This window comes from Micromonospora olivasterospora (genome assembly GCF_007830265.1).
Classification (GTDB): Bacteria; Actinomycetota; Actinomycetes; order Mycobacteriales; family Micromonosporaceae; genus Micromonospora; species Micromonospora olivasterospora.
The window spans coordinates 909,217-933,765 of sequence record NZ_VLKE01000001.1 but is presented as its reverse complement, the minus strand read 5'-3'; the positions used below and the strand labels follow the sequence as shown (position 1 = coordinate 933,765).

Sequence of the window (24,549 nt, the reverse complement as noted above, 5' to 3'; positions counted from 1 at the left end):
TGGCTATCTGGGTGACGACGGGTACGAGCGGTGGTGGACGTCCGCGGACTCCGGTGGAAGGTTGCCCCAGCTAGATTCGGCCGACCGTTCGCCGGATCGCCAGCATGGCGATGTCGTCGTTCGGGTGCTCGGTGTCGAGGCTCGCCATGACCGTCGCGCACACCGTCTCGACGGGCGCCAGCGGGATGGCGGCCTGCAGCCGGGCGATGCCCGCGTCGATCACCTCGCCGCGGCGTTCGACGAGCCCGTCGGTGTAGCAGACCAGGACCCCGCCGTACGGGAAGTCCAGCCGCGCGCTGCGCCGCGGGGGTGGCCGGCGGCCGGTGCCGAGCGGCAGGTCCACGTCGGCGGGGAGCAGAGCGGCCGGCCGGTCGGGCGCGACCAGCACGGGTAGCAGGTGCCCGGCCACGGAGATCCGGATCGTCGCGCCGTCCGGAGAGATCATCGCGTACAGGGCGGTGGTGAGGGCGCCGGTCTCGAAGTGGACCACCTTGCGGTCCAGCATGGTCAGCGCCTCCGCCGGGTCGTCGCAGACCAGGGCGTACGCCCGCAGCGCGCTGCGGATCCGGCCCATCACCACGGCCGACTGGAGCCCGTGGCCCGACACGTCACCGATGACCACCCCGACCCAGCCGGAGGGGAGGGTGAACACGTCGTACCAGTCGCCGCCGACGCCGGAGACGTGACCGGGCACGTACCGGGCGGCCATCTCCAGGCCGGGCACCTGGGGCAGCGCGGTGGGGAGCAGGCTGCGTTGCAGGGCCAGGGCGGCGGCCTGGTCCAGGGTGTTCGCCCGGGCCCGGGCGGCCTGGCCGACCCGATCGGCGACGAGTTCGAGCAGGCGGATGTCGTCGGTGTTGAACCGCCGGGGCGTGAGGGTGCCGACGTGCAGGACGCCGGCGACCTCGCCGCGCGCGAAGATCGGCACGCCCAGCAGGGACCGGACGCCGGTCTCCAGCAGGATCGGGTTGACCACCCGGTCGGAGGTGACGTGCTCGATGATGACCGGCTGGCGGGTCAGGGCGACCCGGCCGGCGAAGCCCCGGCCCACCGAGACCCGGAAGCCCTGCCGCACCTCCTCCTCCAGCCCCTTGGCGGCGGTGGCGACGAGCTGACGGGCGTGCACGTCGAGCAGGAGAATGGCGGCGGTGTCGACGCCCAGCAGGTCGCGGACGCGGTCGAGCAGTTCGTCGAAGAGGTCGGCGACGTCGAGCCGGGACAGCGTGGAATCGGTCACCGCCTCGATGCGGCGTAGCTGCTCGTCGTCGTCGATCCTGCCCGAAGCCACGGCAGGATCGTACTCGCCTAGCCCGTCCGGCCTGGTCCGGCGTCGCCCCGGCGGATGTCGTACGGCTGGTGTTGGATCGGCCTCGACGAGTGGGACAGGTGCCGGAGGTGCCCCGATGAGCTATGCCGACGTCAACGGACTGTCGCTCTGGTACGAGGTGCACGGCTCCGGCCGTCCGCTGGTGCTGCTGCACGGCGGGTTCGGCGCGGCGGAGATGTTCGCGCCCGTCCTGCCCGCCCTGGCCGAGCGGCGGCGGGTGGTCGCGGTCGACCTCCAGGGCCACGGCCGCACCGCCGACATCGACCGCCCGCTGCGGTACGAGTCGATGGCCGACGACGTCGCCGCGCTGATCCGTCACCTCGACCTCGGCGAGGTCGATCTGATGGGCTACTCGCTGGGCGGCGGCGTGGCCCTGCGACTGGCGATCCAGCACTCCGCGCTGGTGCGCCGGCTGGTGGTGGTCTCCGCGCCCTGCCGCCGGCAGGGCTGGTATCCGGAGGTGCTGGCCGCCATGGCCGCCCACGACGAGCAGGTCGCCGAGCGGATGCGGGGCACCCCGCCGCACGAGCTGTACGCCCGGATCGCCCCCCACCCCGAGGACTGGCCGGCGCTCTGGGCCAAGTCCGGCGACCTGCTCCGCCGCGACTACGACTGGTCGGCGGAGGTGGCCGCCCTGGCCGCTCCCGTCCTGCTGGTGTTCGCCGACGCCGACTCGGTCTCCACCGCCCACGCCGCCGAGTTCTTCGGCCTGCTCGGCGGCGGCCGGCGCGACGCCGGCTGGGACGGCACCGGCCGCCCCGCCTCCCGCCTGGCGGTGCTGCCGGGGCTGACCCACTACGACATCGTCCGCTCGGCGGCGCTGCCCGCGGCGGTGCTTCCGTTCCTCACCACCCAGGTCCGCGAGCCGGCCTGATGCCGGGCCGCTCCGGCGTCTGCGTGAGGTGGGCGTACGGGCTGGTGACGCCCATCCGCAGCGCCGGCTCGTAGGTGCCGCGGCCCATCAACACCGTGTCGAACCGGCCGGTGGGCTGGTCGAGGCCGAAGTGCGGGTGGCTGAACGTGGGAGCTGCGCGTGCTCGCCGCCGCCGGCGCGCGGGGGCTCACCCACCGCGCGGTGGACGCCGAGGCGGGGGTGCCGACCGGCACCGCCTCCAACTACTTTCCGAGCCGGGAGGCGCTGCTCGGCGCGCTCGCCGAGCGGATCTTCGAGCGGTACGCCCCGGACGAGGCCGTCCTCGCCGAGCTGGCCGGCCGCGAGCCCTCGCTCGCCCTCGTCACCGACTACCTGCGGTACGTCGTCGCGCGCACCACCCGGGAGCCCGACGTCACCCGGGCGCTCATCGAGCTGCGCCTGGAGGCGGCGCGGCGCCCGGAGCTGAACCGCGGCCTCGCCGCCGTGCTGCGCCAGGGGTACACCGACGACGTCGCGTTCCACGTCGCCGCCGGGCTACCGGGTGGCGCGTTCGAGGTCGCCCTGCTCCACTATGCGGTGGACGGGCTGCTGCTCGACCTGCTCACCACCTCGATCGACGCCGGCTTCGACCTCGACGAGGTGGTGTCCGCCCTGGTGTCCCGCCTGGTCGGCGGGCGGGGGTGGGCTGGATCTGGGTGAGCCTGCCGGCCCCGGGCCGCCCGAGCCTGCCCCGGATCCACCACATCGAGGTACACCCGGCGCACCGGGGACGCGGGCACGGACGGCGGATGATCCAGCTCGCCGAGGCCGAGGTCGCCCGGCTCGGGTACGACCAGCTCAGACTGAACGTCTTCGCCCACAACACCGGCGCGATCCGGCTCTACGAGAGCCTGGGCTTCGAGGTCACCAACCAGCAGATGCGCAAGCCGCTCACCTCGGACGCCGGGGAGGCCCCGCCGCGCTGACCGCCCCGGGCATGCCCCCCGGCCCAGCGGGAACGCCACGCGGAAGGTACCCCGCTGGGAGGAGCGAGGCGATGGCGGACCGCACCGGGCTGACGATCGGTGTGCTGGGCTCGTACGGCGGGCGCAACCTCGGCGACGAGGCGATCCTCACCGGCCTCCTGGCCGACCTGCGACACCACGAACCGGACGCGCGGATCGTCGTCTTCTCCCGCAACCCGGAGCACACCGCCAGGGAGCACCCCGACGTCCAGGCGGTGCCCTGGGAGGGGGTCAGCCGCGTCGACTCGGCGCAGGTGCTCGCCGGGCTGGACCTGCTGATCCTCGGCGGCGGCGGCATCCTCTACGACCGGGAGGCCCGCCGCTACCTGCGGGTGGTCCGGGTCGCCCAGGAGCGGGGGCTGCCCCTGCTCACGTACGCGGTCGGGGTGGGCCCGCTCTCGGACGGGGTGGACACGGGGATGGTCCGGGAGACCCTGGCCAGCGCCGTGGAGGTGACCGTGCGGGACCAGGAGTCCCGGATGGTGCTGGAGGAGGCCGGACTGACCAACCCTGTCACGGTCACCGCCGACCCCGCGTTCCTGCTCGAGCCGGAGGAGTTCCCCGAGGGGCTGCTGCGCGAGGAGGGGGTACCGGCCGGCAAGCGACTGGTCGGGATGAGCGTCCGCGAGCCGGGCCGGGCCGCCGAGCGGCTCGACGTGGACGGCTACCACCGGCTGATCGCCCAGATCGCCGACTTCCTGATCAACCGGATCGACGCGTACGTGCTCTTCGTCCCGATGGAGCGCGACGACATCCGGCACTCGCACGGGGTGATGTCGCACATGACCGCCGCCGAGCGGGGCCGGATCCTGCACGGCGGCTACTCGCCCCGACAGGTGCTCGGGCTGATGCGGCACTTCGACCTCGCCGTCGGCATGCGGCTGCACTTCCTGATCTTCGCGGCGATGGTGGGCACGCCGTTCCTGCCGTTGCCGTACGCCGGGAAGGTCTTCGACCTGGCGCAGCGGCTCGGCGTGCCGGCGCTGCGCGGGGTGGAACGGGAGGTGGAGGGGCCGCTGCTGGCCGAGGTCGACCGGCTCTGGGACGAGCGGGAACACCGTGCCGCGCAGACCGCCCGCCGGGTGGCCGACGTGTGCGAGCAGGCCCGGGGCACCTCCCAGGTGACCGGCGCGGTGCTGGCGAGCCTGCGCTCCCGGAAGCTGGGGGCGCCGAGCCGCACCTGAGCCCGGGCGGAGGTGGGGGAGAACCGCCGGCTCAGGCGGCCCGGCCGCGCCACCGGTAGAGCCACCCGTCCCGGTCGCCCGCCGACTCCAGCTCGTAGATGTCGGCCTCGGCCAGCCCCCGCTCCCCGAGGTGGTGGTGGGTCAGCGGCGGCCGGCCGTTGCTGTCCAGCTCGACCGTGACCGTCTGCCCGTCGGCCGCGCCGCCAGCCAACGGGATCTCTACCGATGCTGCCATGGGCCCATCCTGCCCCGGCGGCGGTCGCCCCGCAGGGCGATGGCCGTGTCGCCCCGAGCCGCTGCCGCCGGGCTACCGTTCATGGATGGTGGAGATACCTGTCGATCCTGTCGTCGAGCCGGTGGTGCGGGCCCGCGCCGGCGCCGAGCGCGCGGTGCTCGAATCGTTCCTCGACCTCCAGCGCGCGATCGTGCTGCGCAAGGTGCGCGGCCTCACGGACGCGGACGCCCGGCGCCGGCTGGTGCCGTCCGCGACCACCCTGGGCGGCCTGCTGAGGCACCTGGCCCTGGTCGAGCGGAACTGGTTCGTCTGCCTGCTCGATCCGGGGCCCGGCGACGTCTACCTGACCAGCGAGGAGGAGGCGACGGCGAGCTTCGCCCTGGCCGAGTCCGACACCGTCGAGTCCCTCGCGGCCGGCTACGAGCGGGCCTGCGCCCGCTCCCGCGAGATCGCCGCGCGCTTCGACCTGGACCACGTCGTGCCCCATCCGCAGCTCGGCGAGGTCTCGCTGCGCTGGATCCTCACCCACCTGATCGAGGAGACCGCCCGGCACGCGGGCCACGCGGACATCCTGCGCGAGCTGACCGACGGCTCGACCGGCGCGCTCTGACCCGCCCCCGGCGACGGCGCGACGCGCTCACGCGGGCGGCAGCAGCCCCGCCGGGTACTCCATGCCGTCGTGGGCGCAGGCCGCCGCGGCCACCCGCGCCGCGTACGCCGCCGCGTCGGACAGGCCCGCCCCGCGCAGCCGGGCGGCGATCAGGCCGGCGGCGAACGCGTCCCCGGCGCCGTTGGTGACCACGACGGGCCCCGGCGGCGCCGCCGCGGGCACCCGGGCGGGCGCGCCGCCGCCGTCGAACAGTTCCGCGCCGTCGCCGCCCCGGGTCACCACCGCGGTCCGGGGCGCCAGCCCGGCGGCGAGCGCCGCGGCCCGGTCGCCGAGCCGGACCCCGCTCACGAAGACCAGGTCGGCCGCGTCGGCGAACGGGCGGTGGTAGGGGTTGTCGCCGTCCCAGTCGTGCAGGTCGGTCGACAGGCGTACCCCCGCGCGGAGGCCGGCCCGCAGCGCGGGCAGCAGCGGGGCGACCCAGTCCATGATCGACAGGTGGACGTGCGCGGCGTCCCGGGCCAGCGCGGCGAGCCGCTCCGGCGGGAAGGGCGGCGGCCCGTGCCACGGGCGGGGGTCGTACAGCGACATCCGGCGGCCGGCCGGGTCGACCAGGTTCACCGACCGGCGGGTCCCGCCCGGGTCGCTGGCCAGCACGGTCCCCACCCCGGCCCGGTCCAGCGCCTCGCGTACCACCGCGCCCGGCGGGTCGGCGCCGAGCACGTCGACGACGGTCACCCGCAGGCCCAGCGCCCGCGCGGCCAGCGCCACCCCGGCGCCGGTGTTGCCGATCCGCAGGTCGATCGGGGGGACGGTGAGGGAGTCGGCGGCGGGCAACGGGAGCGCGGGCACGCGCACCCGCAGATCCACCCCCAGACCGCCGATCACGAGCAGGTCGACCATGGCGCCGACGCTAGCCCGGCCGCGCCGCCTATCCTGGGCCGGGGTCTGGACGAGGGGGAGCGGGTGCTGGTCATCCACGGGGCGTGGCTGCCCGGCGCGGGGCTCGCCGTGTGGGCGGAGGACAGCGCCCTGCCGCCCCGCGCGCCGCGCCGGCCCGGCCGCGCGCCGCGCGAGCGTCCCCACCCGTTCGCCGCCGACCGCGCCACGCTGGCCGCCGCCCTCGCCGCCGGCCCGCCGGCCGCGCGGGCCGGCTCGGTGCTGCTGCGCCTGCCCACCCGGGCGGGCTCGCCCGCCGACTCCCCGGAGCTGGTCCGGACCGCCGTCGACGAACCGGTCCGCGGGCCGGTCACCCTCGCCGGCTGGCGCGCCCCCGCCCTCCGGTACGCCCCGGGCGACGCGCTCGCGCTGCTGCGCGCTGCCGGCGACCTCGCCGGGGTGTGCGGCGCCACCCTGCGGCACCTCGCCGACGTGGCCGAGTTCGCCGCCGACCTGGTTCACCGCGGCCGGGTGCTGCCCGGTGTCGCCCCGGCCGAGGCACCCGCGCCGACCGCGTTCCGCCCGACGAGCCGACGCCTTCCGACGGGCTAACGCCCCCCGACGCGCCAACGACCCGCCGGGCGGCGGTGCCGGCGCGGGCGGTGTGGCGGCCCTGCTCACCGGCGCGGACGCCGCCTGGGCGCGGTCGCTGGCGCTGGCCCTGCCCCCGGCCGCCCGCGCCGCGTCCGACGGGCCGTCGCCCGGCGAGCTGGTCGCCGACGCCCTCGACGCGCTCACCGACGCCGCCGCCCGGGCCGCGCTCACCCGGACCGTACTCACCCGGGGCGGCCGGCAGACCGGCGCGGTGCCCGCGTGGCTGGCCGCCCTCACCGGCCCCGACGGCCGCTTCGCCGCCGACCCCGCCGCCCTGGACGCGCTGCGCGCCGAGCTGGACGACTGGCAGCGCGACGCGGCCGGCGGCGCGGTGCGGGCGAGCTTCCGCCTGGTGGAACCGGCCGTCGACCCGTTCACCGAGGCTCACGCCGAGGAGTTGGCCGGGGAGGACGAGCGGGCGGGCGCCCTCGTCGAGGCGTCCGGCGACGCGGCGCTCTGGCGGGTCGAGTTCGGGCTCCAGGCCGCCGACGAGCCGAGCCTGCTGGTCGACGCCGGGCGCGTCTGGCGGGCCCCGGCGACGGTCGACGGCCTCGGCGACCGGCCGCAGGAGACCCTGCTGGCCGAGCTGGGCCGGGCCAGCCGGCTCTGGCCCGAGCTGGACGCCGCCCTGCGCACGGCCGCCCCGGAGGCGCTGCACCTGGACGCCGACGGCGCGCACCGGTTCCTCCGCGAGGGGGCGCCGGTGCTGCACGCCGCCGGGTTCGGGGTGCTGCTGCCGTCCTGGTGGCAGCGGCCGTCGTCCCGGCTCGGGGCGCGGCTGCGGGCGCGCGGCCGGACCGCGCCGGGCACCGTGGCCGCGGCGGCCGGCGGGCTGGGCCTGGACGCGCTGGTCGACTACCGCTGGGAGGTGGCGCTCGGCGACGAGCCGCTGTCGGAGGAGGAACTGGCCGCGCTGGCGGAGCTGAAGACGCCGCTGGTCCGGCTGCGCGGGCGCTGGGTCGAGCTGGACCCCCGGCGGCTGGCCGCCGGGCTGCGGCTGCTCCGGTCTGCCGGCGAGCTGACCGTCGCCGACCTGCTCCGGCTCGGCCTGGCCGAGGCCGACTCCGACGACGCGCTGCCGGTACTGGAGGTCACCGCCGACGGGGCGCTCGGTGACCTGCTCGCCGGGCAGGCCGAGCGCCGGCTCACCCCGCTGGATCCGCCGCCGGGCTTCGCCGGGACGCTGCGGCCGTACCAGCGGCGGGGGCTGGCCTGGCTGGCGTTCCTCCAGTCGCTCGGGCTGGGCGGGGTGCTCGCCGACGACATGGGGCTGGGCAAGACGGTGCAGCTGCTCGCCCTGCTCGCCGGGGACCCGCCCGAGGCGGGTCCGACCCTGCTGGTCTGCCCGATGTCGCTGGTCGGCAACTGGCAGCGGGAGGCCGCGCGGTTCACGCCGGGGCTGCGCGTACACGTGCACCACGGCGCCGAGCGGGCGCGGGGGGAGGCGTTCGTCGCCGCCGTGCACGCCGCGGACCTGGTGCTCACCACGTACTCGGTCGCCGCCCGCGACGCGGTCGACCTGGCCGGGATCGACTGGCACCGGGTGGTGGTGGACGAGGCGCAGGCGATCAAGAACGCCTCGACCCGGCAGGCGGAGGCCGTCCGGGCGCTGCCCGCCCGGCACCGGGTGGCGGTCACCGGCACGCCGGTGGAGAACCGGCTCGCCGACCTCTGGTCGATCATGCAGTTCGCCAACCCCGGGCTGCTCGGCCCGGCGGCCGCGTTCCGCAAGGCGTACGCGGAGCCGATCGAGCGGCACGGCGACGCCGAGGCGGCCGAGCGGCTGCGCCGGATGACCGGCCCGTTCGTGCTGCGCCGCCTCAAGACCGACTCGTCGATCATCTCCGACCTGCCCGAGAAGCTGGAGATGGAGGTGCTCTGCAACCTCACCGCCGAGCAGGCGTCGCTGTACCGGGCGCTGGTCGACGACATGCTGGCGCGCATCGAGTCCAGCGACGGCATCGAGCGGCGCGGCCTCGTGCTGTCGGCGATGACCCGGCTCAAGCAGGTCTGCAACCACCCGGCCCAGCTGCTGCGCGACGGCTCCGCCCTGGCCGGCCGGTCGGGAAAGCTGGCCCGGCTGGAGGAGATCCTCGACGAGGTGCTCGCGGCGGGGGAGAAGGCCCTGCTGTTCACCCAGTACGCCGAGTTCGGCGCGATGCTGCGCGGACACCTGTCCGCCCGGTTCGGCCGGGAGGTGCTCTTCCTGCACGGCGGCGTCGGCAAGGCCGACCGGGACGCCATGGTCGCCCGGTTCCAGTCCGACGGCGGGCCGGCGCTGTTCGTGCTCTCGCTCAAGGCCGGCGGCACCGGGCTGACCCTGACCGCGGCCAACCACGTCGTCCACGTCGACCGGTGGTGGAACCCGGCGGTCGAGGACCAGGCCACCGACCGGGCGTTCCGGATCGGTCAGCGCCGGCGGGTGCAGGTCCGCAAGTTCGTCTGCGCCGGCACGGTGGAGGAGAAGGTCGCCGCGATGATCGCCGAGAAGCGGAGCCTGGCCGCGTCCGTGGTGGGCGCGGGCGAGCAGTGGGTCACCGAGCTGTCCACGGAGCAGCTGCGCGAGCTGTTCGCGCTGGAGCCCGGGGCGGTGGTCGAGTGACGCCGCCCGCCGAGCGGTCGGCGCCGTCCGGCGGGGGCGCCTCCACCGGCCGGTTCGCCGAGTACGGCCGGCCGCGGCGGGTGGACGGCGGGCTGCGCGCCCGCAGCACCCGGGGCGCGATCGGCCGGTCCTGGTGGTCCCGGCGGTTCCTGGAGGTGCTGGAGTCGTTCGCGCTGGGCACCCGGCTCACCCGCGGCCGGTCGTACGCGCGGGCCGGGCAGGTGCTCAGCCTGGATGTGGCCCCGGGCGTGGTGACGGCGAGTGTGCAGGGCTCCCGGGCCGAGCCGTACCGGGTGCGCATCGAGCTGGCCCCGTTCCCGGCGCGGCTGTGGGACCGGGTCGAGGCGGAACTGGCGGCGCAGGCGTTCTTCAGCGCCCGGCTGCTCGCCGGCGACCTGCCGGCCGAGCTGGAGGAGTTGTTCGTCGCCGCGGGCGCGCCCCTGTTCCCGGCCGGGATCGACGAGCTCGCCCAGCGGTGCAGCTGCCCCGACTTCGCCGTACCGTGCAAGCACCTCGCCGCGGCGTTCTACCTGCTCGCCGAGGCGTTCGACGCGGACCCGTTCGCGCTGCTGCACTGGCGGGGCCGGCGCCGGTCCGACCTGCTGGACCGCCTACGTGCCCTGCGTGCCGCCGACGGCCGGGCGGCGCCGCCCACGGCGGGCGACGACGGCCGGGCGGCCGAGGGCCGTGCGCCGTCCACGGCGGACGACGGCGACCGGGCGGACGGGATACGGGTGCGGCCGTCCAGGGCGGACGGTCGCGCCCTGCCGGCGGTCGGCGCCGCGCGGGCGCTCGCCGCGCTGCCCGCGGCCCCGCCGGCCGACGCGGTGGACCGGTTCTGGGTGCCGCCGGTCCCGCTGCCGGACCGGCCGCCGAGCCTGGCGACCGGGCCGGACCTGCTGCTGCGGCAGCTCGGCGCCCCGGCGCCCGCGCTGGGCGGACCGGGCCTGGTGGAACGGCTGCGCCGGGCCTACCGGGAGTTCGGCCGGCCCCGCCCGGAGACGGACCGGGGGCCGTCGTCCCGGCCGCCGGGGTCCCCGGAGCCGGCGGAGTCCGGGCCGGTCCCGGACCCGCCCGCGCGGTCATAGCCATCGGCGCCGGAACCTCCACATGAGCGCGGCGTTGGCCAGCAGCACCACCGCGCAGACCGCGCCGGCCAGCCGGCCGGCCAGCACGGTCATCGCCGGCAGCGAGGCCCACAGCACGATGGTCAACAGCATCAGGTAGCGGCCGCGCCGGGCCCGGGTCCGGTGGTCCAGCCGGGCGAAGAACTCCGGGTCGCTCTCCCGGAGCTGACGGGTGATCTGTTCGAACCTGCGCTGATCCTCTTTGCTGAGCATGGCGGTGCCTTCCCCTCACGCGTATCAGCGGTCCGGCGGCATACCCGCTGCGGAGGCGGCTCACGCGCTGCCCCTGCTGCTACTTTCGCCGGCCGGGGCGGCGGCGCGGGCCGGTGTGGACGAGCGACTCAGCGCAGGCTTGTCGATGCCCAAGGGGCCGGCGGGTAACGAAACGGGCCATCGGCGTCGGCCGGGCCGAAACGCCGCGCGCGGCCCGGCTCGGGACGCGTCGTCCCTGTCGGGCGACGAGGACGGGCGGAACCCGCGGCGTGCGCGATCGTCAGCGGGCGGGGCGGCGGGTGCCCGCCGGGCGGGAGCCCAGCGGCCGGGCCGACCGGGGCGGGAGCCGCACGGCCGGCTCGGGGGCCAGCGGTGCCCCCGGTGGCGGTGCGGTGGCGGTTCCGCGCCACCGGGCTGGCGCGGCGCGTCGTACCTGGACATCGGACCCCCGCTCGGGCGCGGTCGCGCCCCCGCACGGGTCAACGAGTCGCCGGGCCGCCGGGACGCTGTCGGGCCCGCGTCGGCAGCCCGACAGCCGCGGCTCAGCAGCCGCGCCGGGGCAGCGGCAGGTGACCGGGGAGCAGCTCGGTGGTCAGCCTCACCCCGGCCGCCCGCAGCGCCTCGACCAGCGCGTTCTGCACCAGGTAGGAGTCCGGCAGCCGCCAGCGGGCCTGTTCCGGGGCGACCGCCCAGCGGACCGGCCCCTCGGGCAGCCGGGTGGGCGGCGCCGGTATCCACGAGCCGACGCCGTGCCGGACCACGTGGAAGCAGTGCTCCAGCTCGGGGCGCAGCGGGTCGCCAGGGCGGACCAGGAACATCCACCGCCCGGTCGGGGTCACCACGACCGGCCCGCGCACCCCTCGCCGGCCGGGTGCGTCCTGACCGTGTCGAGGGCCTGCCGGCCGAGGTGGGCGGACACCTCCAGGACGTCGAACGCCCGGCCGGTGGGCAGCAGTACCCCGTGCGGCCGGCTGCGCCACCAGGTCGCCACCCGGGCCGGGTCGGCGCTCGCCCCCTGCTGCCACTCCTCCAGCGCGGGATGGCAGCCGACGGTGGGGCAGCCGGCCCGTCCGCAGACGAAGCGGCTGCGGGCCAGGCAGGCGCCCGGGGTGACCTCCCAGCCGTGCAGGGCGTAGCGGACGGCGATCCGGCGCAGGCGGACCCGCTCCAGCGGGGACAGTTGCGCGACACGCGGTGCGACGTTCCTCCACATTCGCCCCAACTCCTTCCCCGCGGCCGGTGGGTGCCAGCCCATATGTCGAGCACCGTCACTGCCGTAACCCGCGATCGTTGACCTGGCGAACGGCTCATGCAACTTGCACGAAACTAAGAGGACTGTCCGCACGGCTGACGCACAGACTGTGCGATCAGCGAAGAATCTCAGTACGAACGGTCGGGCGTGACCCGCGCCCGGCCGGGGTCGGCCGGAGTCGGGGCCGGGGGGAGGGATGAGGAGATGGACGAGCTACCGATAGGCCGTCGGGTCGCCTACTGGCGCGGGCGGCGCAAGATGTCCCAGCAGGTCTTCGCCGACCGGCTCGGCAAGTCCAAGAGCTGGGTGGACAAGGTCGAGCGCGGGGTGCGCCGGCTCGACAAGTTCTCCGTCCTCTACGAGATAGCCGACATCCTCCAGGTCGACGTCCAGCTGCTGCTCGGCAAGGACCCGGAGCGGCGGACCGACGCCTTGAACTGCATCGACCAGGTCGAGGTCCAGGAGATCCGGGCCGCCCTGGAGCGGTACGACTCGATGAGCGCCTACTTCGCCGCGGCCCCGTACCCCCCGCCGCTGACGGACATGCGCAAGGCCGTCAACCACGCCTGGCTCACCTACCAGTACGGCCGCTACGGGATGCTCACGCGGGCGCTGCCGAAGCTGCTGCGCGACGCCCAGGCCGCGGACGCCGGCCACGGCGGCGACGACGCCCGGGAGGCCGCCCACCTGCTCGGGCAGGTCTACCAGATCGCCTCCTCCGTGCTGCGCAAGCTCGGTGAGTGCGAGCTGGCGTGGCTGGCCGCCGACCGGTCGATGGCAGTCGCCCAGCGGGCCGACGACCCGCTGCTGGCCGGCATCGCCACCACCCGGGTCTGCAACGCGATGGTGGCGATGGGCCGGGCCCGCCCGGCGCTGGAGCTCAACGTCAACATCGCCAACCGGCTCGGCCCCGGCGGCCTCAACGACTCCTCCCCTGAGCGCCTCTCGGTCTACGGCCTGCTGCTGCTGCAGGGCGCGATGGCCGCCGCCCGGCTCGGCGACTCCGCGACCGTCGACGACCTGATCAACGGCGCCCAGGAGGCGGCCACCCTGCTCGGCGGGGACTTCAACCACTACTGGACGTCGTTCGGCCCGACCAACGTCGAGCTGCACCGGGCCGCCGCCGCCGTCGAGCTCGGCGACGGCGGGCGGGCGGTCGAGGTGCACCACCGCAGCCTCCCCGAGCCCGCGTTCAACGCCCTGCTGCCCGAGCGCCGGGCCCACCACCTGCTCGACCTGGCCCGGGGCTACGCGCAGCTCGGCGACGTGGCCAACGCCGGCGAGATGCTGCTGCGCGGCGACCGGCTGGCGCCCTCGGAGATCCGCTGCCGCCCGATCGCCCACGAGGTGATGTCGGACGTCCTGCGTCGCACACGGGGTGCGCCGCCTCCGCCGATCGCGGAGTTGGCTGAGCACATGGGAGTGGGAGTATGAGCGTGGTGGGGGCCGCAGGAAACGGCCCGCACCGCAGCAGTGAACACCGTCGGGTGCTCTACGTCATCGCGTGCGGTTCGCCGCTGGCCGGTCACGTCGACCGGCTGGTCGAGCTGGCGCAGCAGGACGGCTGGGACGTCTGCGTGGTCACCACGCCGGACGGCGCGAAGTTCGTCGACCGGGCGGCGCTGGCCCGGCAGACCGGCCATCCGGTCCGCAGCCGCTACAAGGATCCGGGCGACCTGGACGTGCTGCCGACCGCCGACGCGATGATCGTCTGCCCGGCCACGGTCAACACCGTCAACAAGTGGGCGGCCGGCATCGCCGACACGCTCGCCCTCGGGCTGCTGGTCGAGGCGCAGGGCATGGCCGTGCCGATCGTGGCGGTGCCGTTCACCAACGCCGCGATGGCCGCCCACCCGGCGTTCCGGGCCAGCCTGGCCCGGCTCACCGAGTGGGGGGTGGACGTGTGCTTCGGCGACGACGTCTACCCGCTGCATCCGCCCGGCGCCGGCGAGCGCCACCTGCACGGCTTCCCCTGGGGCGTCGGCCTGGCCGCGCTCCGCGCCCGGCTGTACCAGGTCGACGCCGCCGCCTGAGGTGGGAGCAGGGGCCCCTTGTCGACGCTTCCGGTGGTGCGAGGGGCCCCTGTCAACGGCCGAGGCCGTGCCGCGCGGCCGACGCCGGTAAGCTGGCCCGCCGTGAGCACAAGCGCGGCCCCGCCGCCGACCGTGGCCGACGTCGTGGCGACGCTGGAGCGGCGCTACCCGCCGGCCTGGGCCGAGGACTGGGACCGCGTCGGGCTGGTGCTCGGCGAGCCCGACGCCGAGGTGCGCCGGGTGGCCTGCGTGGTGGACGTGGTCCCCGAGACGGTCGCCGAGGCCCTCGCGGCCGGCGCCGACCTGATCGTCGCCCACCACCCGCTGCTGCTGCGCGGCGTCTCCTCGGTCGCCCCGACGACGTACAAGGGGCGGATCGTCCACCAGCTCATCAGGGCCGACGTGGCGCTGTACGTGGCGCACACCAACGCCGACGTGGCCGACCCCGGCGTCTCCGACGCCCTGGCCGCGCGGTTCGGGCTGACCGGGCTGCGCCCGTTGCAGCCCCGGCGGCCGGGCTCGCCGGCCGCCGGCGGGGGCCGGGGGATCGGCCGGATCGGCGAGCTGCCCCGGCCGATGACCCTCGCCGAGCTGACCCGGCACGCCGCGGCCGTCCTTCCCGCCACCGCGTGGGGGGTCCGCGCCGCCGGCGACCCGGGGCGCACGATCCGCACCCTCGCCGTCAGCGGCGGCTCGGGGGACTCGTTCCTCGCGGCGGCGACCGCGGCGGGAGTCGACGCGTACCTCACCGCCGACCTGCGCCACCACCCCGCCGGCGAGCACCTCGCCGGCGACGGTCCCGCCCTCCTGGACGCCGCCCACTGGGCGACCGAACGACCCTGGCTGGACGACCTGGCCGCCCTCCTGCGGGCGGAACTGGGCGTCGAGACCACGGTGTCCGACCTGGACACCGACCCGTGGACCGTGCACGCCGCCGCACCCGGCGCCGGTCCCGGATCGGCCGCCCCCTACCCCGCACCCGCCGCGGACGACAAGGAGCCCCGCCCGTGAAGGCTGACCCGAAGGTCCAGCGCCGCCTGCTCGACCTCCAGGCGATCGACACCGCCCTCGCCCAGCTCGCCCACCGCCGCCGGTCGCTGCCCGAGCACGCCGAGCTGGAGGCCCTGGCCCGGGAGCTGTCGGCGCTGGAGGACGAGCGGGTCCGCGCCCAGGTGGCCGTCGACGACCTGGACCGGGACATCGCCCGGCTGGAGAAGGACGTCGACCAGGTCCGCGCCCGCAAGAGCAAGGACGAGGCGCGGCTGGCCGCCGGCACCGGCCCGGCCCGGGAGTTGGAGGCGCTCCAGCACGAGCTGGTCTCCCTCAACCGCCGGCAGAGCGACCTGGAGGACGCCGAGCTGGAGCTGATGGAGCAGCGGGAGACCGCCCAGGCCACCCTCGACGGGGTGGAGCGGCGGATCGCGGAGGCGCGCGAGCGGCGCGCGGCGGCCGAGCGGCGCCGCGACGACAGCCTCGCCGAGATCGCCAAGGAGGAGGAGTTCAAGCGCAGCGCCCGGCAGCCGCTCGCCGGCGACCTCCCGACCGACCTCGTCACGCTCTACGACCGTATCCGCGAGGACACCGGGCTCGGCGCGGCCCTGCTGACCGGCGCCCGTTGCGGCGGCTGCCGGCTGGAGCTCTCCGGCGCCGACCTGGCCCGCATCCGCCGGGCCGACCCCGACGAGGTGGTGCGCTGCGAGGAGTGCCGCCGCATCATGGTCCGCACCAACGAGTCGGGACTGTAGCCCGCGATGGCGGTGCGCGCGGTCGTCGTCGAGGCCGACGGCGGGTCCCGGGGCAACCCCGGCCCGGCCGGCTACGGCGCGGTGGTCCGGGACCCGGCCAGCGGCGAGGTGCTGGCCGAGCGGTCCGAGGCGATCGGCGTGGCCACCAACAACGTCGCCGAGTACCGGGGGCTGATCGCCGGCCTGGAGGCCGCCGCCGAGCTGGGCGCCGCCGAGGTCGACGCGCGGATGGACTCGAAGCTGGTGGTCGAGCAGATGTGCGGCCGCTGGCAGATCAAGAACCCGGGGCTGCGCCCGCTCGCCGCGCAGGCGGCGGCGCTGGTCGGCCGGTTCGCCGCCGTCCGGTTCCAGTGGATCCCCCGGGAGCGCAACCGGCACGCGGACGCCCTCGCCAACGCCGCGATGGACGCGGCCGCCGCCGGGGCCGCCGCGCCGCCGCGGGCGGCGGCCGCTCCCGAGGCGGTCGACCGCGCCCGCGAGGCCGCCGCCGGCGCCGCGACCCGGGGCGCCGGCTCCGACCCGGCCACCGCCCCCGCCTCCTGGGAGCCGCGCCCGAGCGACACCGCCACCCGGCTGATCCTGGTCCGGCACGGCGAGACCGAGTTCACCGCGCAGCGCCGCTACTCCGGCCGTGGTGACGTGCCCCTGTCCGCGCGGGGGCGGGCCCAGGCCCGCGCCACGGCCGCCCGGGTGGCCGCGCTCGCCCCGGCCGTCGCGGCCGTGGTCAGCTCGCCCCTGTCCCGGTGTACGGCGACCGCCGAGGCCATCGCCGGGGCGCTCGGCGGCATCCCGGTACGCCGCATGGACGACCTGATCGAGTGCGACTTCGGCGCCTGGGAGGGGCGCACCTTCGCGGAGGTGCGCGAGGGCTGGCCGGGGGAACTGGACGCCTGGCTCGCCTCGACCCGGGTCGCCCCGCCCGACGGCGAGTCGTTCACCGAGGTCGGGGCCCGGGCGGCCCGGGCCGCCGACGCGCTGCTGCGGGCGTACCCGGGGGAGACCGTGGTGGTGGTCTCGCACGTCTCGCCGATCAAGCTCGTGCTGCGCGACGCGCTCGCCGCCGGCGACGCGTTCCTGCACCGGCTCTACCTCGACGCGGCCGGCATCTCCGTGGTGGACCGCTGGCCCGACGGCGGCGTCGCGGTCCGGTCGGTCAACGACACCGCCCACCTCGCGGCCCTCTGATCGACTCCGCCACCCCACCCCACCGCCGACCGGGGCGCGCACTTTCACGGAAAGAGTGGTCACTCCGCACGGAATGGCCACTCTTTCCGTGAATCTGCGCGGGCGAAAGGGGCGGGGCGGGAGCCGTTCGGCGCAGGCGGCCGGCCGTTCGGCGCATCGTCGGTTACCGATCGCGTGACCGGCGTCACTTGGTCGTAACGTCCGCCCGTCACCTGGCGAGATACGACCCCCGGAGGTGTGTCGCATGGCCGAAGCCGAACCGGAGGCGCCCGGTAGTGCGCCGACCAGGGCGAGGGCGAAGGACCGCAGCCCCTGGAACTGGTTGTTGTTCGTGCCGCTCGTGGTCCCGCTGATCCCGGCGCTGTTCAACGCCGACTCCCCGCGGTTCCTCGGCTTCCCGCGCTTCTACTGGCTGCAACTGGCCTACATCCTGCTCGGCGTGGCGACCACCACGCTGGTGTACCAGATGACGAAGAGGCGGGGTGGCCGGTGAGTGCGAGGAGTGAGCCGGGCCTGCGAGCCCCGCAGTCGCGAACGGAGGTGGTTCGGTGATGTGGCGGAACCACCTGACCGAGATCATCGTCTTCACGATGCTGTTCCTGCTGGTCAGCGCGATGGGATTCGTGGCCGCCCGGTGGCGCGCCCCGCGGGACATGGCCCACCTCGACGAGTGGGGGCTGGGCGGGCGCAGCTTCGGCGGCTGGATCACCTGGTTCCTCATCGGCGGCGACCTGTACACGGCGTACACGTTCGTGGCGGTGCCGGCGCTGATGTTCGGGGCGGGCGCGGCCGGGTTCTTCGCCGTGCCGTACACGATCGTGATCTACCCGATGGTGTTCCTGGTGCTGGCCCGGCTGTGGTCGGTCTCGCACCGGCACGGCTTCGTCACCCCGGCGGACTTCGTCCGCAGCCGGTTCGACTCGCCGGTGCTGGCGCTGCTCGTCGCGATCACCGGCATCGTCGCCACGATGCCGTACATCGCGTTGCAGCTCGTCGGCATCGAGGCGGTGCTGAAGACGATGGGCGTCACGGGGGAGAGCACGCTCGCCCGGCACCTGCCGATCATCGTGGCGTTCGCGATCCTGGCCGCGTACACGTACCAGTCGGGGCTGCGCGCGCCGGCGCTGATCGCGTTCGTCAAGGACACGCTGATCTACGTGGTGATCCTGGTGGCGGTCTGCTACCTGCCGTACAAGCTGGGCGGCTGGGGCGAGATCTTCGACGCCGCCGACGCGAAGTTCGCCGCGACGCCGAACCCGAACGACGGCGTCCTGCTCAACGCCAACAACCAGCTCCAGTACGTCACCCTGGCGTTCGGCTCGGCGCTGGCGCTGTTCCTCTACCCGCACAGCATCACCGGCGTGCTCGCCACCCGGAACCGCGACGTGATAAAGCGGAACATGTCGGCGCTGCCCGCGTACAGCCTGCTGCTCGGGCTGATCGCGCTGCTCGGCTTCATGGCCATCGCGGCCGGCGTCAAGCCGTTGCCCGGGGCGAAGGAGGGCACCGTGGACAGCAACACGGTGGTGCCGGTGCTGTTCGACCAGCAGTTCCCCGACTGGTTCGCCGGGCTCGCGTACGCGGCCATCGGCATCGGGGCGCTGGTGCCGGCGGCGATCATGTCGATCGCGGCGGCGAACCTGTTCACCCGCAACATCTACAAGGAGTACCTGAGGCGGGACGCCACCCCGGCGCAGGAGGCGAACGTCTCGAAGATCACCTCGCTGGTGGTGAAGGTCGGCGCGGTGGCCTGCATCGTCTTCCTGGACCCGCAGTTCTCCATCGACCTGCAGCTCATCGGCGGCGTGATCATCCTCCAGACGCTGCCGGCGGTCGCCCTGGGCCTCTACACCCGGTGGTTCCACCGGGGCGCCCTGGTCGTCGGCTGGGTAGCCGGCATGGGCCTGGGCATGTGGATGCTCTACCAGATCGGCAACCCGGCCACCGGGAAGAAGCACTTCGCCGGCTCGGCGTTCCCGCTGGGCGAGTTCGGCTTCGACACCCAGAAGACGATCTACGTCGGGATCGTCGCCGTGCTGGCGAACGGCCTGGTAGCCGCCCTGCTGACCCTCGTCCTGCGGGCCGCGAGGGTGGCCGACGGCGCCGACGGCACCAGCCCGGACGACTACTTCGCCGACGAGGGCGACCCCCGCGTCACCCCCGGCACGCGCTCGGGCGCGGACGCCGCCCCCGAACCGGTCGCCTGACGTGTGACGAGGGCTCCCGCTCCTGGCGGGGGCCCTCGGTCCGGTCCGCGCCGTCAGCGGCGGGTGCGGGCCTCCAGGGCCCGGTTGAGGCGGGCGAGCATGTCCGCGAGGGTGTCCCGGTCGTCGGCGGTCCAGTCGCCGAGGATCTCCCCGTACAGCCGGGTACGGGCCGCCCGGACGGCGACCATCCGCTGCAGTCCCGCGGCCGTGGGGGAGATCACCGTGCCCCGGCCGTCGCTCGGGTCCGGCGTGCGGGCGATCAGGCCGTCGCGCTGCATGGCGGAGACCTGCCGGGTGACCGTGGAGCCGTCGAGATCGAGCCGGGCGGCCAGCGCGGAGACGTTCTGCGGGCCGGCGGCGGCCAGGTGGCGCAGGATCACGTACGCCGCCCGGTCGAGCACCCGGTGCTCGGCGGTGCCGGTGGCCCGGCGGGTGGCCTCGCCGAGCCGCATCAGCAGGGCCACCTCGGTCTCGATCCGGCCGAGGGTGGCCTCGTCCCGCTCGGGTTCGCTCGTCTGGTCGTCGCTCATAGCTGTATGATACAAGAAAATTACCTGTACGATACAGCTACCTGGGAGGCGGAGTGGACCGGCGTACCGAGCCCAACCGCAGTGCCATCTACGCCACCACGCTGGTGGCCTTCCTCGCCATCGCCGGCATCGCCGTCGTCGACCCGATCCTGCCCGCCATCGGCGAGGCCATCGGCGTCACCGCCTGGCAGGTCGAGCTGCTGTTCACCGCGTACATCTCGGTGATGGCCGTCGGCATGATCCCGGCGACCCTGGCCAGCGGCCGGTTCGGCTTCAAGCCGGTGCTGATCACCGGCGTCTCCGTCGTCGGCGTGGCCGCCATCCTCGCCTCGTTCAGCAACGACATCGTGCAGCTGTCCGTGCTGCGCGGCGTGTGGGGCCTGGGCAACGCGATGTTCTTCGCCACCGCCATGGTGGTGCTGGTCAACCTCGCCAACGACCGCGAGTGGGTCGTCGGCCTCTTCGAGACCGCGCTCGGCCTCGGCTTCGCCGTCGGCCCGCTGCTCGGCGGCCTGCTCGGCGAGGTCAGCTGGCGGCTGCCGTTCTTCGTCTGCGGCGTGTTCATGGTGCTCGCGCTGGCCGTCGCGGCCCGCCGGCTCCGCGAGCCGGCCACCCGGCAGGCGCCCGTACGCGTCGGCGAGATCTTCTCGACCTACCGCAAGCCGGCGTTCGTGACCCTCTGCGTGGTGACCGCCGCGTACAACTTCGTGTTCTTCGTCGTGCTCGGCTACACGCCGCTGTTCCTCCACCTCGACGTCGTCCCGCTGGGCCTGGCGTTCACCGGTTGGGGCCTCGGCCTGGCCGCCGGCATCCTGCTGGTCGGCCACCGGCTCGCCCACCGCATCGGGGCGGTGCAGACCGTCGGCGTGGCCGTCGTCGGCCTGCTCGTCTGCATGGTCCTCTTCGCCACGTCGAGCGGCACCGCCGAGTCGCTGGCCGTCCTCGTGCTCTCCGGCCTGTTCATGGGCCTGGCCAACGCCAACCTCACCGACCTGGCGCTCGGCCTCGGCTCCGGCGACCGGCGGGTGGCCACCGGCGCGTTCAACCTGGTCCGCTGGGGCGCCGCCGCCCCCGCCCCGATCATCTCCGGCAAGCTCGCCGAGCACGGGCTGGCGCTGCCGTTCTGGGTCGGCTTCGGGGTGCTCGGCGTGGGCGTGCTGGTCTACCTCGCCTTCGCGCACGTGATGGCCGCCGGCTACGGCGAGCGGGTGCTCTGGTCGCGCTGGAACCGGGCCGCCGCCGGAGCCGAGCGCGCCCCCGAGGAGCCGGTCGGCGAGGCGTACTGAGCCTGCCGTTCCCCCGACCAGGCCGCCCCGCCGCGCCGCAGCTCCCCGCGCGGCGGGGCGGCCTGTCTTTGTCGCCATTCAGCGCAGCGCGCGCCAGAGCAGATACAGGCCGATTACGGTGCCGAACGCCACGACCATAGTCTTCAGCACCACCGGCGGCAGCCGGCGCACCAGCCGCGCCCCGGCGTAGCCGCCCACCAGGGTCGCCGGGGCGACCACCGCCACGGCGGCCCAGTCCACCGGGCCGAACAGCGCGAAGACCACCACCGTGGTCAGCCCCACCACGGCCGACAGCAGGTTCTTGATCGCCGAGACCCGGGCCAGCGTGGCGTCCAGCACCAGGGCCAGGCCGGCGACCAGCATCACCCCGAGCGCCGCGCCGAAGTAGCCGCCGTACACCGCGCCGACCGCGACCATGGCCTGCACCGTGACGGTGCGGCGGCGCGGGGCGAGGTCCGCCGGGTGGCCGACCAGTCGGCGCAGCGGATCCTGGAACGCGAGCACGGCGGTGGCCCCCAGCACCAGAAACGGCACCACCAGCTCGAACGCCCGGGCCGGCGTGGCCAGCAGCAGCAGGCAGCCGGCCACCGCGCCGGCGACGGTGGTGGGCAGCAGCGCCCACAGCGCCCGCCCGCGGGGCAGGTCCATGTGGCTGCCCGCCACGCTGGAGACGTACCCGGGAAAGACCGAGACCGAGTTGGTGACGTTCGCCGGCACCGGCGGCAGGCCGGTCGCGATCAGGGCCGGAAAGGTGATCAGCGAGCCGCCGCCGGCCACCGCGTTCACCGTGCCCGCTGCGAGACCGGCGGCGAGCAGGAGTGCGGCGTCGGAAAAATCCATGGTCCCCCGAGGTTAGTACCCCACGCCCCGCCGCCCCGGTCCGGCCATCGCTGGCTGCGCCAGGGTGCTGGAATCAATTGATGAGCATTGATATGTTGGCGGTCGGTCCGTAGCGCGTCGCCTGCATTCCGTGGTCTGGACGGGCGAGTTCGTGTTGGCTCTCGCCGCGACGGCAGGGACGCCACATCCATGGGGGAGGGATGAAGAAACGCATCGCGAAGATGGTCAGGGGAGCGGTGGCCGCGCTGGTCCTGGGCGTTCCGATGGCGGCGGTTCCCGCCGTTCCGGCCCAGGCCGCCGCCTGCTACGACGGCTCGGTCTGGAACAACCAGCTGACCGGAGGTTCGAGCAACTCGTTCACCCCGTCGAGCACCGGCTACTACACCACCAGCAGCCGCTGCGCCGACATCAACTTCGTCGTCGTGAGCACGCCGGGCGACACAAACTGGACCGCGCTGACCCGGGTCTGCTTCCTGAGCACCGGCAGCTGCAACACGTGGAAGAGCGTAGGCGTACACAGGGCGTGGCGTCCTCGCGATCCGTCCCCCTGAGACCGCCCGAGGACTGTGGTGGGCGCGCAATAGATCCGATGCCGGCGTCGTTAGGATGAGGGCGCGACGGACGAGTCGACCGGGCGGTCGCGTCGACGGGCTCCGGCCCGTCGCCGAGGAACGTCCGGACTCCACAGGGCAGGGTGGTTGTTAACGGCAACCCGGGGTGACCCGCGGGACAGTGCCACAGAAAACAGACCGCCGACCCCGAAAGGGACGGTAAGGGTGAAACGGTGGGGTAAGAGCCCACCAGCATCCCGGGTGACCGGGATGGCTCGGTAAACCCCACCCGGAGCAAGGCCAAGAAAGGGCCGTCACCGCGAGGCGACGGTCCGCGCAGACGCCTGAGGGTTGCCCGCCCGATGTCTGCGGGTAGGCCGCTGGAGCCTGCCGGCGACGGCAGGCCGAGATGGATGGCCGCCGCCGGCGCGGGCCCCGCGAGGGGTACGCGTCGGGCACAGAATCCGGCGTACAGGTCGACTCGTCCGTCGCCCACCAGGTCGCAGCCTCGATCAAGGCTGCGACCTCGTCGTATGTGGGGCTGGCTATGGGCGTTGGTGGTCATCGTTGGCCCGCGGTCGACGCCCTGGAGACGAACCTGACGCCCTGGGGGCGTCCTGATCCTGGACCGTAGTGATCCACCGGTTTGCGGCGCGTCGGCTGGGGTAGCCGCAGACAGCGAGTTGCCGCGACGAGGAGACGTGGGTGCAACACGGGTGGCCGCCGGGCCAGCTCGGCCTGATCGCGGGAGGACGCTTCCATGGTCCAGAGGTTGCGCCCAGGCGTTTGGCGGATCTCCGAACGTTCCCGCGTCTCCACCGCAGAGCTCTTCTTCGACGTGGTGTTCGTCTTCGCGTTCATTCAGGTCACCACGCTGATGACCGCCGACAAGGGTGGGCTCGGTATCGCGCACGGGCTGCTTGTCCTGGCCCTGCTCTGGTGGTTGTGGTCGCTCTTCGCCTGGCTGAGCAACCGGGTACGGGGAAACTACGGCCTCACCAGGTTCACCCTGCTGGCGGCAACGCCGGTGATGTTCGTGCTGGCGGCTGTCACGCTGGACGCGTTCATGGGCGTTTCCGGCAGCGTGGCAGCCCCCCTCGGGTTCGTCGGCTGCTACGCCACAGTCCGGCTTCTGTACCTGGGACTGCGCTGGTACGCCACGCCGAGCCTGCGGGGCCGCGAGATCGCGTCGCTCACCGTGCCGGCGCTCGCCGCCATCGGCCTCCTGCTCGGTGCCGCGTTGCTGCCGCTGGCCGGGCTCGCCAGCGTGACAACGCTGGCCGGCCAGATAGCCCTGTGGGTACTGGCCATCGGCATCGACTACGGCGTCGGGATGGCGCTACCCGTGTCTCGGCAGATCTTCTCCGCCCGGCACTGGGCCGAGCGACACAATCTGATCATCATCCTGGCCTTGGGCGAGGTGCTGGTATCGATCGGCGTCACCGGCCAATACCTGCAGGCCTCAGCGAGCTTCATCCTCGCCTCGGCGCTCGCCGCGGTCATCGTCGGCTCCCTCGAATGGATCTACTTCGACCTCTCCACGCTCGTCGGAGAGCACGCACTGCGCACCGCCGACCCGATCCATCGGGTACGACTCGCCCGGGACGCCTACACCTACCTGCACCTACCCATGATCGCAGGGATCATCCTGCTCTCCCTCGGACTGAAACACACGCCCGGCCTCATCGAGGCCGTCCACTCCTACAACCGCGGCGAGCCGCTCGACCGCACCGGGCGGTACACGATGTACGGCGGCGTCGCCCTGTTCCTGCTCGCCCACGCCGGGTTCCACGGGCGGCTCGGTCACGGCCTCCTTATCGTCATCTGGCCCCGACTCGCCGCCGCCGCGCTCCTGCTGGGCCTGCTGCCCGTCACCGCCTGGCTCCCTGCTCTGCAGGCCCTGGCCTGCCTTGCCGGGGTCTGCCTGGTGACGGCTGGCACCGAGTTTTTCATCAGTCGCCGGCACCGGTGGCGACTGCGCCAGACGCTCTTCGAGGAGGCGGAGGGCGAACCCACAGCCAGAGGCAACAGCGACTCGGGCGAAGGGGCTGTCCCGTAAGAGTCCAGGCGGCCGCCACCGGAACGCATCGCTGACCATCCGACCATGTCCGCCGCCGTCACATGGCGGCTGACCTGCTGTTTCTTCGGTTGCTGCGGGTCGTCGTAGGCCGCCGCTTGACGGCCCGGGCGGCCCAGAGGCGACCCAGTGGTCAC

At 74.6% G+C, this 24,549-nt stretch carries 22 protein-coding genes, 1 other RNA gene and 2 pseudogenes; 18 read left to right on the top strand and 7 right to left on the bottom strand.

Annotation, left to right across the window (positions count from 1 at the left end):
- Positions 1–70: 70 nt before the first annotated feature.
- Positions 71–1,288, bottom strand: coding sequence for a PP2C family protein-serine/threonine phosphatase (locus tag JD77_RS03940; RefSeq protein ID WP_145773082.1), 1,218 nt, complete (start codon positions 1,286–1,288; stop codon positions 71–73).
- A gap of 115 nt (positions 1,289–1,403) precedes the next feature.
- On the opposite strand from JD77_RS03940, the gene JD77_RS03935 reads away from it, so the two are divergent.
- The 4 genes from JD77_RS03935 to JD77_RS03915 all read left to right on the top strand — a co-directional run bounded on the left by JD77_RS03935 (position 1,404) and on the right by JD77_RS03915 (position 4,389).
- Positions 1,404–2,201, top strand: coding sequence for an alpha/beta fold hydrolase (locus JD77_RS03935; RefSeq protein WP_145773081.1), 798 nt, complete (start codon positions 1,404–1,406; stop codon positions 2,199–2,201).
- A gap of 159 nt (positions 2,202–2,360) precedes the next feature.
- Positions 2,361–2,900 carry a TetR/AcrR family transcriptional regulator gene (locus JD77_RS03925; protein WP_387227062.1) on the top strand — a complete coding sequence of 180 codons (540 nt, stop codon included), beginning with the start codon at positions 2,361–2,363 and terminating at the stop codon, positions 2,898–2,900.
- Positions 2,897–3,166 (top strand): GNAT family N-acetyltransferase, encoded by a 270-nt coding sequence (locus tag JD77_RS03920; RefSeq protein WP_211372479.1) that lies wholly within the window; start codon positions 2,897–2,899, stop codon positions 3,164–3,166. The genes JD77_RS03925 and JD77_RS03920 overlap by 4 nt, the downstream gene beginning before the upstream one ends.
- Before the next feature lie 71 nt (positions 3,167–3,237).
- Positions 3,238–4,389, top strand: coding sequence for a polysaccharide pyruvyl transferase family protein (locus tag JD77_RS03915; protein ID WP_145773078.1), 1,152 nt, complete (start codon positions 3,238–3,240; stop codon positions 4,387–4,389).
- 31 nt (positions 4,390–4,420) lie between these two features.
- Here the strand turns inward: JD77_RS03915 and JD77_RS03910 are convergent, their stop codons facing one another.
- On the bottom strand, positions 4,421–4,624 hold the full coding sequence (locus JD77_RS03910; RefSeq protein ID WP_145773077.1) for a hypothetical protein: 204 nt from the start codon (positions 4,622–4,624) through the stop codon (positions 4,421–4,423).
- 85 nt (positions 4,625–4,709) lie between these two features.
- Between JD77_RS03910 and JD77_RS03905 the strand changes: the two genes are divergently transcribed.
- Positions 4,710–5,234, top strand: coding sequence for a DinB family protein (locus JD77_RS03905; protein ID WP_145773076.1), 525 nt, complete (start codon positions 4,710–4,712; stop codon positions 5,232–5,234).
- 27 nt (positions 5,235–5,261) lie between these two features.
- Here the strand turns inward: JD77_RS03905 and JD77_RS03900 are convergent, their stop codons facing one another.
- Positions 5,262–6,134 (bottom strand): carbohydrate kinase family protein, encoded by an 873-nt coding sequence (locus JD77_RS03900; protein ID WP_145773075.1) that lies wholly within the window; start codon positions 6,132–6,134, stop codon positions 5,262–5,264.
- Positions 6,135–6,197: 63 nt separating this feature from the next.
- On the opposite strand from JD77_RS03900, the pseudogene JD77_RS03895 reads away from it, so the two are divergent.
- Positions 6,198–9,366 (top strand): annotated as a pseudogene (locus JD77_RS03895) (SNF2-related protein).
- Positions 9,363–10,454: an SWIM zinc finger family protein gene (locus JD77_RS03890; protein WP_145773074.1), complete on the top strand. Its 1,092-nt coding sequence runs from the start codon at positions 9,363–9,365 to the stop codon at positions 10,452–10,454. Before JD77_RS03895 ends, JD77_RS03890 begins: the two are co-directional and overlap by 4 nt.
- Here the strand turns inward: JD77_RS03890 and JD77_RS03885 are convergent.
- Complete coding sequence (locus JD77_RS03885) at positions 10,449–10,706, bottom strand: DUF3040 domain-containing protein (protein WP_145773073.1); 258 nt, start codon at positions 10,704–10,706, stop codon at positions 10,449–10,451. The two genes, JD77_RS03890 and JD77_RS03885, sit on opposite strands and share 6 nt — an antisense overlap.
- A gap of 542 nt (positions 10,707–11,248) precedes the next feature.
- A pseudogene (locus JD77_RS03880) lies at positions 11,249–11,919 on the bottom strand (bifunctional DNA primase/polymerase).
- Between the two features lie 243 nt (positions 11,920–12,162).
- Here JD77_RS03880 and JD77_RS03875 point away from each other — a divergent pair.
- From JD77_RS03875 to mctP, 7 genes are all read left to right on the top strand, one after another.
- Positions 12,163–13,392, top strand: coding sequence for a helix-turn-helix domain-containing protein (locus JD77_RS03875; RefSeq protein ID WP_145773072.1), 1,230 nt, complete (start codon positions 12,163–12,165; stop codon positions 13,390–13,392).
- Positions 13,389–13,991, top strand: coding sequence for a flavoprotein (locus JD77_RS03870; protein WP_145773071.1), 603 nt, complete (start codon positions 13,389–13,391; stop codon positions 13,989–13,991). Before JD77_RS03875 ends, JD77_RS03870 begins: the two co-directional genes overlap by 4 nt.
- A 102-nt stretch (positions 13,992–14,093) precedes the next feature.
- Positions 14,094–15,002: a Nif3-like dinuclear metal center hexameric protein gene (locus JD77_RS03865; RefSeq protein ID WP_145773070.1), complete on the top strand. Its 909-nt coding sequence runs from the start codon at positions 14,094–14,096 to the stop codon at positions 15,000–15,002.
- Positions 14,999–15,736, top strand: a complete 738-nt coding sequence (locus JD77_RS03860) for a zinc ribbon domain-containing protein (protein WP_145773069.1) — start codon at positions 14,999–15,001, stop codon at positions 15,734–15,736. Before JD77_RS03865 ends, JD77_RS03860 begins: the two co-directional genes overlap by 4 nt.
- Before the next feature lie 6 nt (positions 15,737–15,742).
- Positions 15,743–16,921, top strand: coding sequence for a bifunctional RNase H/acid phosphatase (locus JD77_RS03855; protein WP_145773068.1), 1,179 nt, complete (start codon positions 15,743–15,745; stop codon positions 16,919–16,921).
- Positions 16,922–17,165: 244 nt separating this feature from the next.
- Positions 17,166–17,414: a DUF3311 domain-containing protein gene (locus JD77_RS03850; protein ID WP_145773067.1), complete on the top strand. Its 249-nt coding sequence runs from the start codon at positions 17,166–17,168 to the stop codon at positions 17,412–17,414.
- A gap of 58 nt (positions 17,415–17,472) precedes the next feature.
- A complete protein-coding gene (mctP, locus tag JD77_RS03845) occupies positions 17,473–19,128 on the top strand; it encodes a monocarboxylate uptake permease MctP (RefSeq protein ID WP_145777410.1) in 1,656 nt (551 codons plus the stop codon).
- A gap of 53 nt (positions 19,129–19,181) precedes the next feature.
- Here the strand turns inward: mctP and JD77_RS03840 are convergent, their stop codons facing one another.
- On the bottom strand, positions 19,182–19,658 hold the full coding sequence (locus tag JD77_RS03840; RefSeq protein WP_145773066.1) for a MarR family winged helix-turn-helix transcriptional regulator: 477 nt from the start codon (positions 19,656–19,658) through the stop codon (positions 19,182–19,184).
- Positions 19,659–19,711: 53 nt separating this feature from the next.
- Between JD77_RS03840 and JD77_RS03835 the strand changes: the two genes are divergently transcribed.
- Positions 19,712–20,944, top strand: coding sequence for an MFS transporter (locus JD77_RS03835; RefSeq protein WP_145773065.1), 1,233 nt, complete (start codon positions 19,712–19,714; stop codon positions 20,942–20,944).
- A gap of 78 nt (positions 20,945–21,022) precedes the next feature.
- On the opposite strand, the gene JD77_RS03830 is transcribed toward JD77_RS03835, so the two are convergent.
- Complete coding sequence (locus JD77_RS03830; protein WP_145773064.1) at positions 21,023–21,784, bottom strand: sulfite exporter TauE/SafE family protein; 762 nt, start codon at positions 21,782–21,784, stop codon at positions 21,023–21,025.
- A gap of 200 nt (positions 21,785–21,984) precedes the next feature.
- Here JD77_RS03830 and JD77_RS03825 point away from each other — a divergent pair, with 200 nt between their 5' ends.
- The 3 genes from JD77_RS03825 (at position 21,985) to JD77_RS03815 (ending at position 24,394) form a co-directional block, all read left to right on the top strand.
- On the top strand, positions 21,985–22,335 hold the full coding sequence (locus tag JD77_RS03825) for a hypothetical protein (protein ID WP_145773063.1): 351 nt from the start codon (positions 21,985–21,987) through the stop codon (positions 22,333–22,335).
- Positions 22,336–22,406: 71 nt separating this feature from the next.
- Positions 22,407–22,823: RNase P RNA component class A (rnpB, locus tag JD77_RS03820), an RNA gene on the top strand.
- A gap of 272 nt (positions 22,824–23,095) precedes the next feature.
- Complete coding sequence (locus JD77_RS03815) at positions 23,096–24,394, top strand: low temperature requirement protein A (protein WP_145773062.1); 1,299 nt, start codon at positions 23,096–23,098, stop codon at positions 24,392–24,394.
- Positions 24,395–24,549: the final 155 nt, after the last annotated feature.

Excerpts from the sequence above, each read along its gene's own strand:
- JD77_RS03935 (WP_145773081.1), top strand. The coding sequence starts at position 1,404 with ATGAGCTATGCCGACGTCAACGGACTGTCGCTCTGGTACGAGGTGCAC.
- JD77_RS03915 (WP_145773078.1), top strand. The coding sequence starts at position 3,238 with ATGGCGGACCGCACCGGGCTGACGATCGGTGTGCTGGGCTCGTACGGC.
- JD77_RS03910 (WP_145773077.1), bottom strand. The coding sequence starts at position 4,624 with ATGGCAGCATCGGTAGAGATCCCGTTGGCTGGCGGCGCGGCCGACGGG.
- JD77_RS03905 (WP_145773076.1), top strand. The coding sequence starts at position 4,710 with ATGGTGGAGATACCTGTCGATCCTGTCGTCGAGCCGGTGGTGCGGGCC.
- JD77_RS03900 (WP_145773075.1), bottom strand. The coding sequence starts at position 6,134 with ATGGTCGACCTGCTCGTGATCGGCGGTCTGGGGGTGGATCTGCGGGTG.
- JD77_RS03885 (WP_145773073.1), bottom strand. The coding sequence starts at position 10,706 with ATGCTCAGCAAAGAGGATCAGCGCAGGTTCGAACAGATCACCCGTCAG.
- JD77_RS03875 (WP_145773072.1), top strand. The coding sequence starts at position 12,163 with ATGGACGAGCTACCGATAGGCCGTCGGGTCGCCTACTGGCGCGGGCGG.
- JD77_RS03870 (WP_145773071.1), top strand. The coding sequence starts at position 13,389 with ATGAGCGTGGTGGGGGCCGCAGGAAACGGCCCGCACCGCAGCAGTGAA.
- JD77_RS03855 (WP_145773068.1), top strand. The coding sequence starts at position 15,743 with ATGGCGGTGCGCGCGGTCGTCGTCGAGGCCGACGGCGGGTCCCGGGGC.
- JD77_RS03850 (WP_145773067.1), top strand. The coding sequence starts at position 17,166 with ATGGCCGAAGCCGAACCGGAGGCGCCCGGTAGTGCGCCGACCAGGGCG.
- mctP (WP_145777410.1), top strand. The coding sequence starts at position 17,473 with ATGTGGCGGAACCACCTGACCGAGATCATCGTCTTCACGATGCTGTTC.
- JD77_RS03840 (WP_145773066.1), bottom strand. The coding sequence starts at position 19,658 with ATGAGCGACGACCAGACGAGCGAACCCGAGCGGGACGAGGCCACCCTC.
- JD77_RS03830 (WP_145773064.1), bottom strand. The coding sequence starts at position 21,784 with ATGGATTTTTCCGACGCCGCACTCCTGCTCGCCGCCGGTCTCGCAGCG.
- JD77_RS03825 (WP_145773063.1), top strand. The coding sequence starts at position 21,985 with ATGAAGAAACGCATCGCGAAGATGGTCAGGGGAGCGGTGGCCGCGCTG.
- JD77_RS03815 (WP_145773062.1), top strand. The coding sequence starts at position 23,096 with ATGGTCCAGAGGTTGCGCCCAGGCGTTTGGCGGATCTCCGAACGTTCC.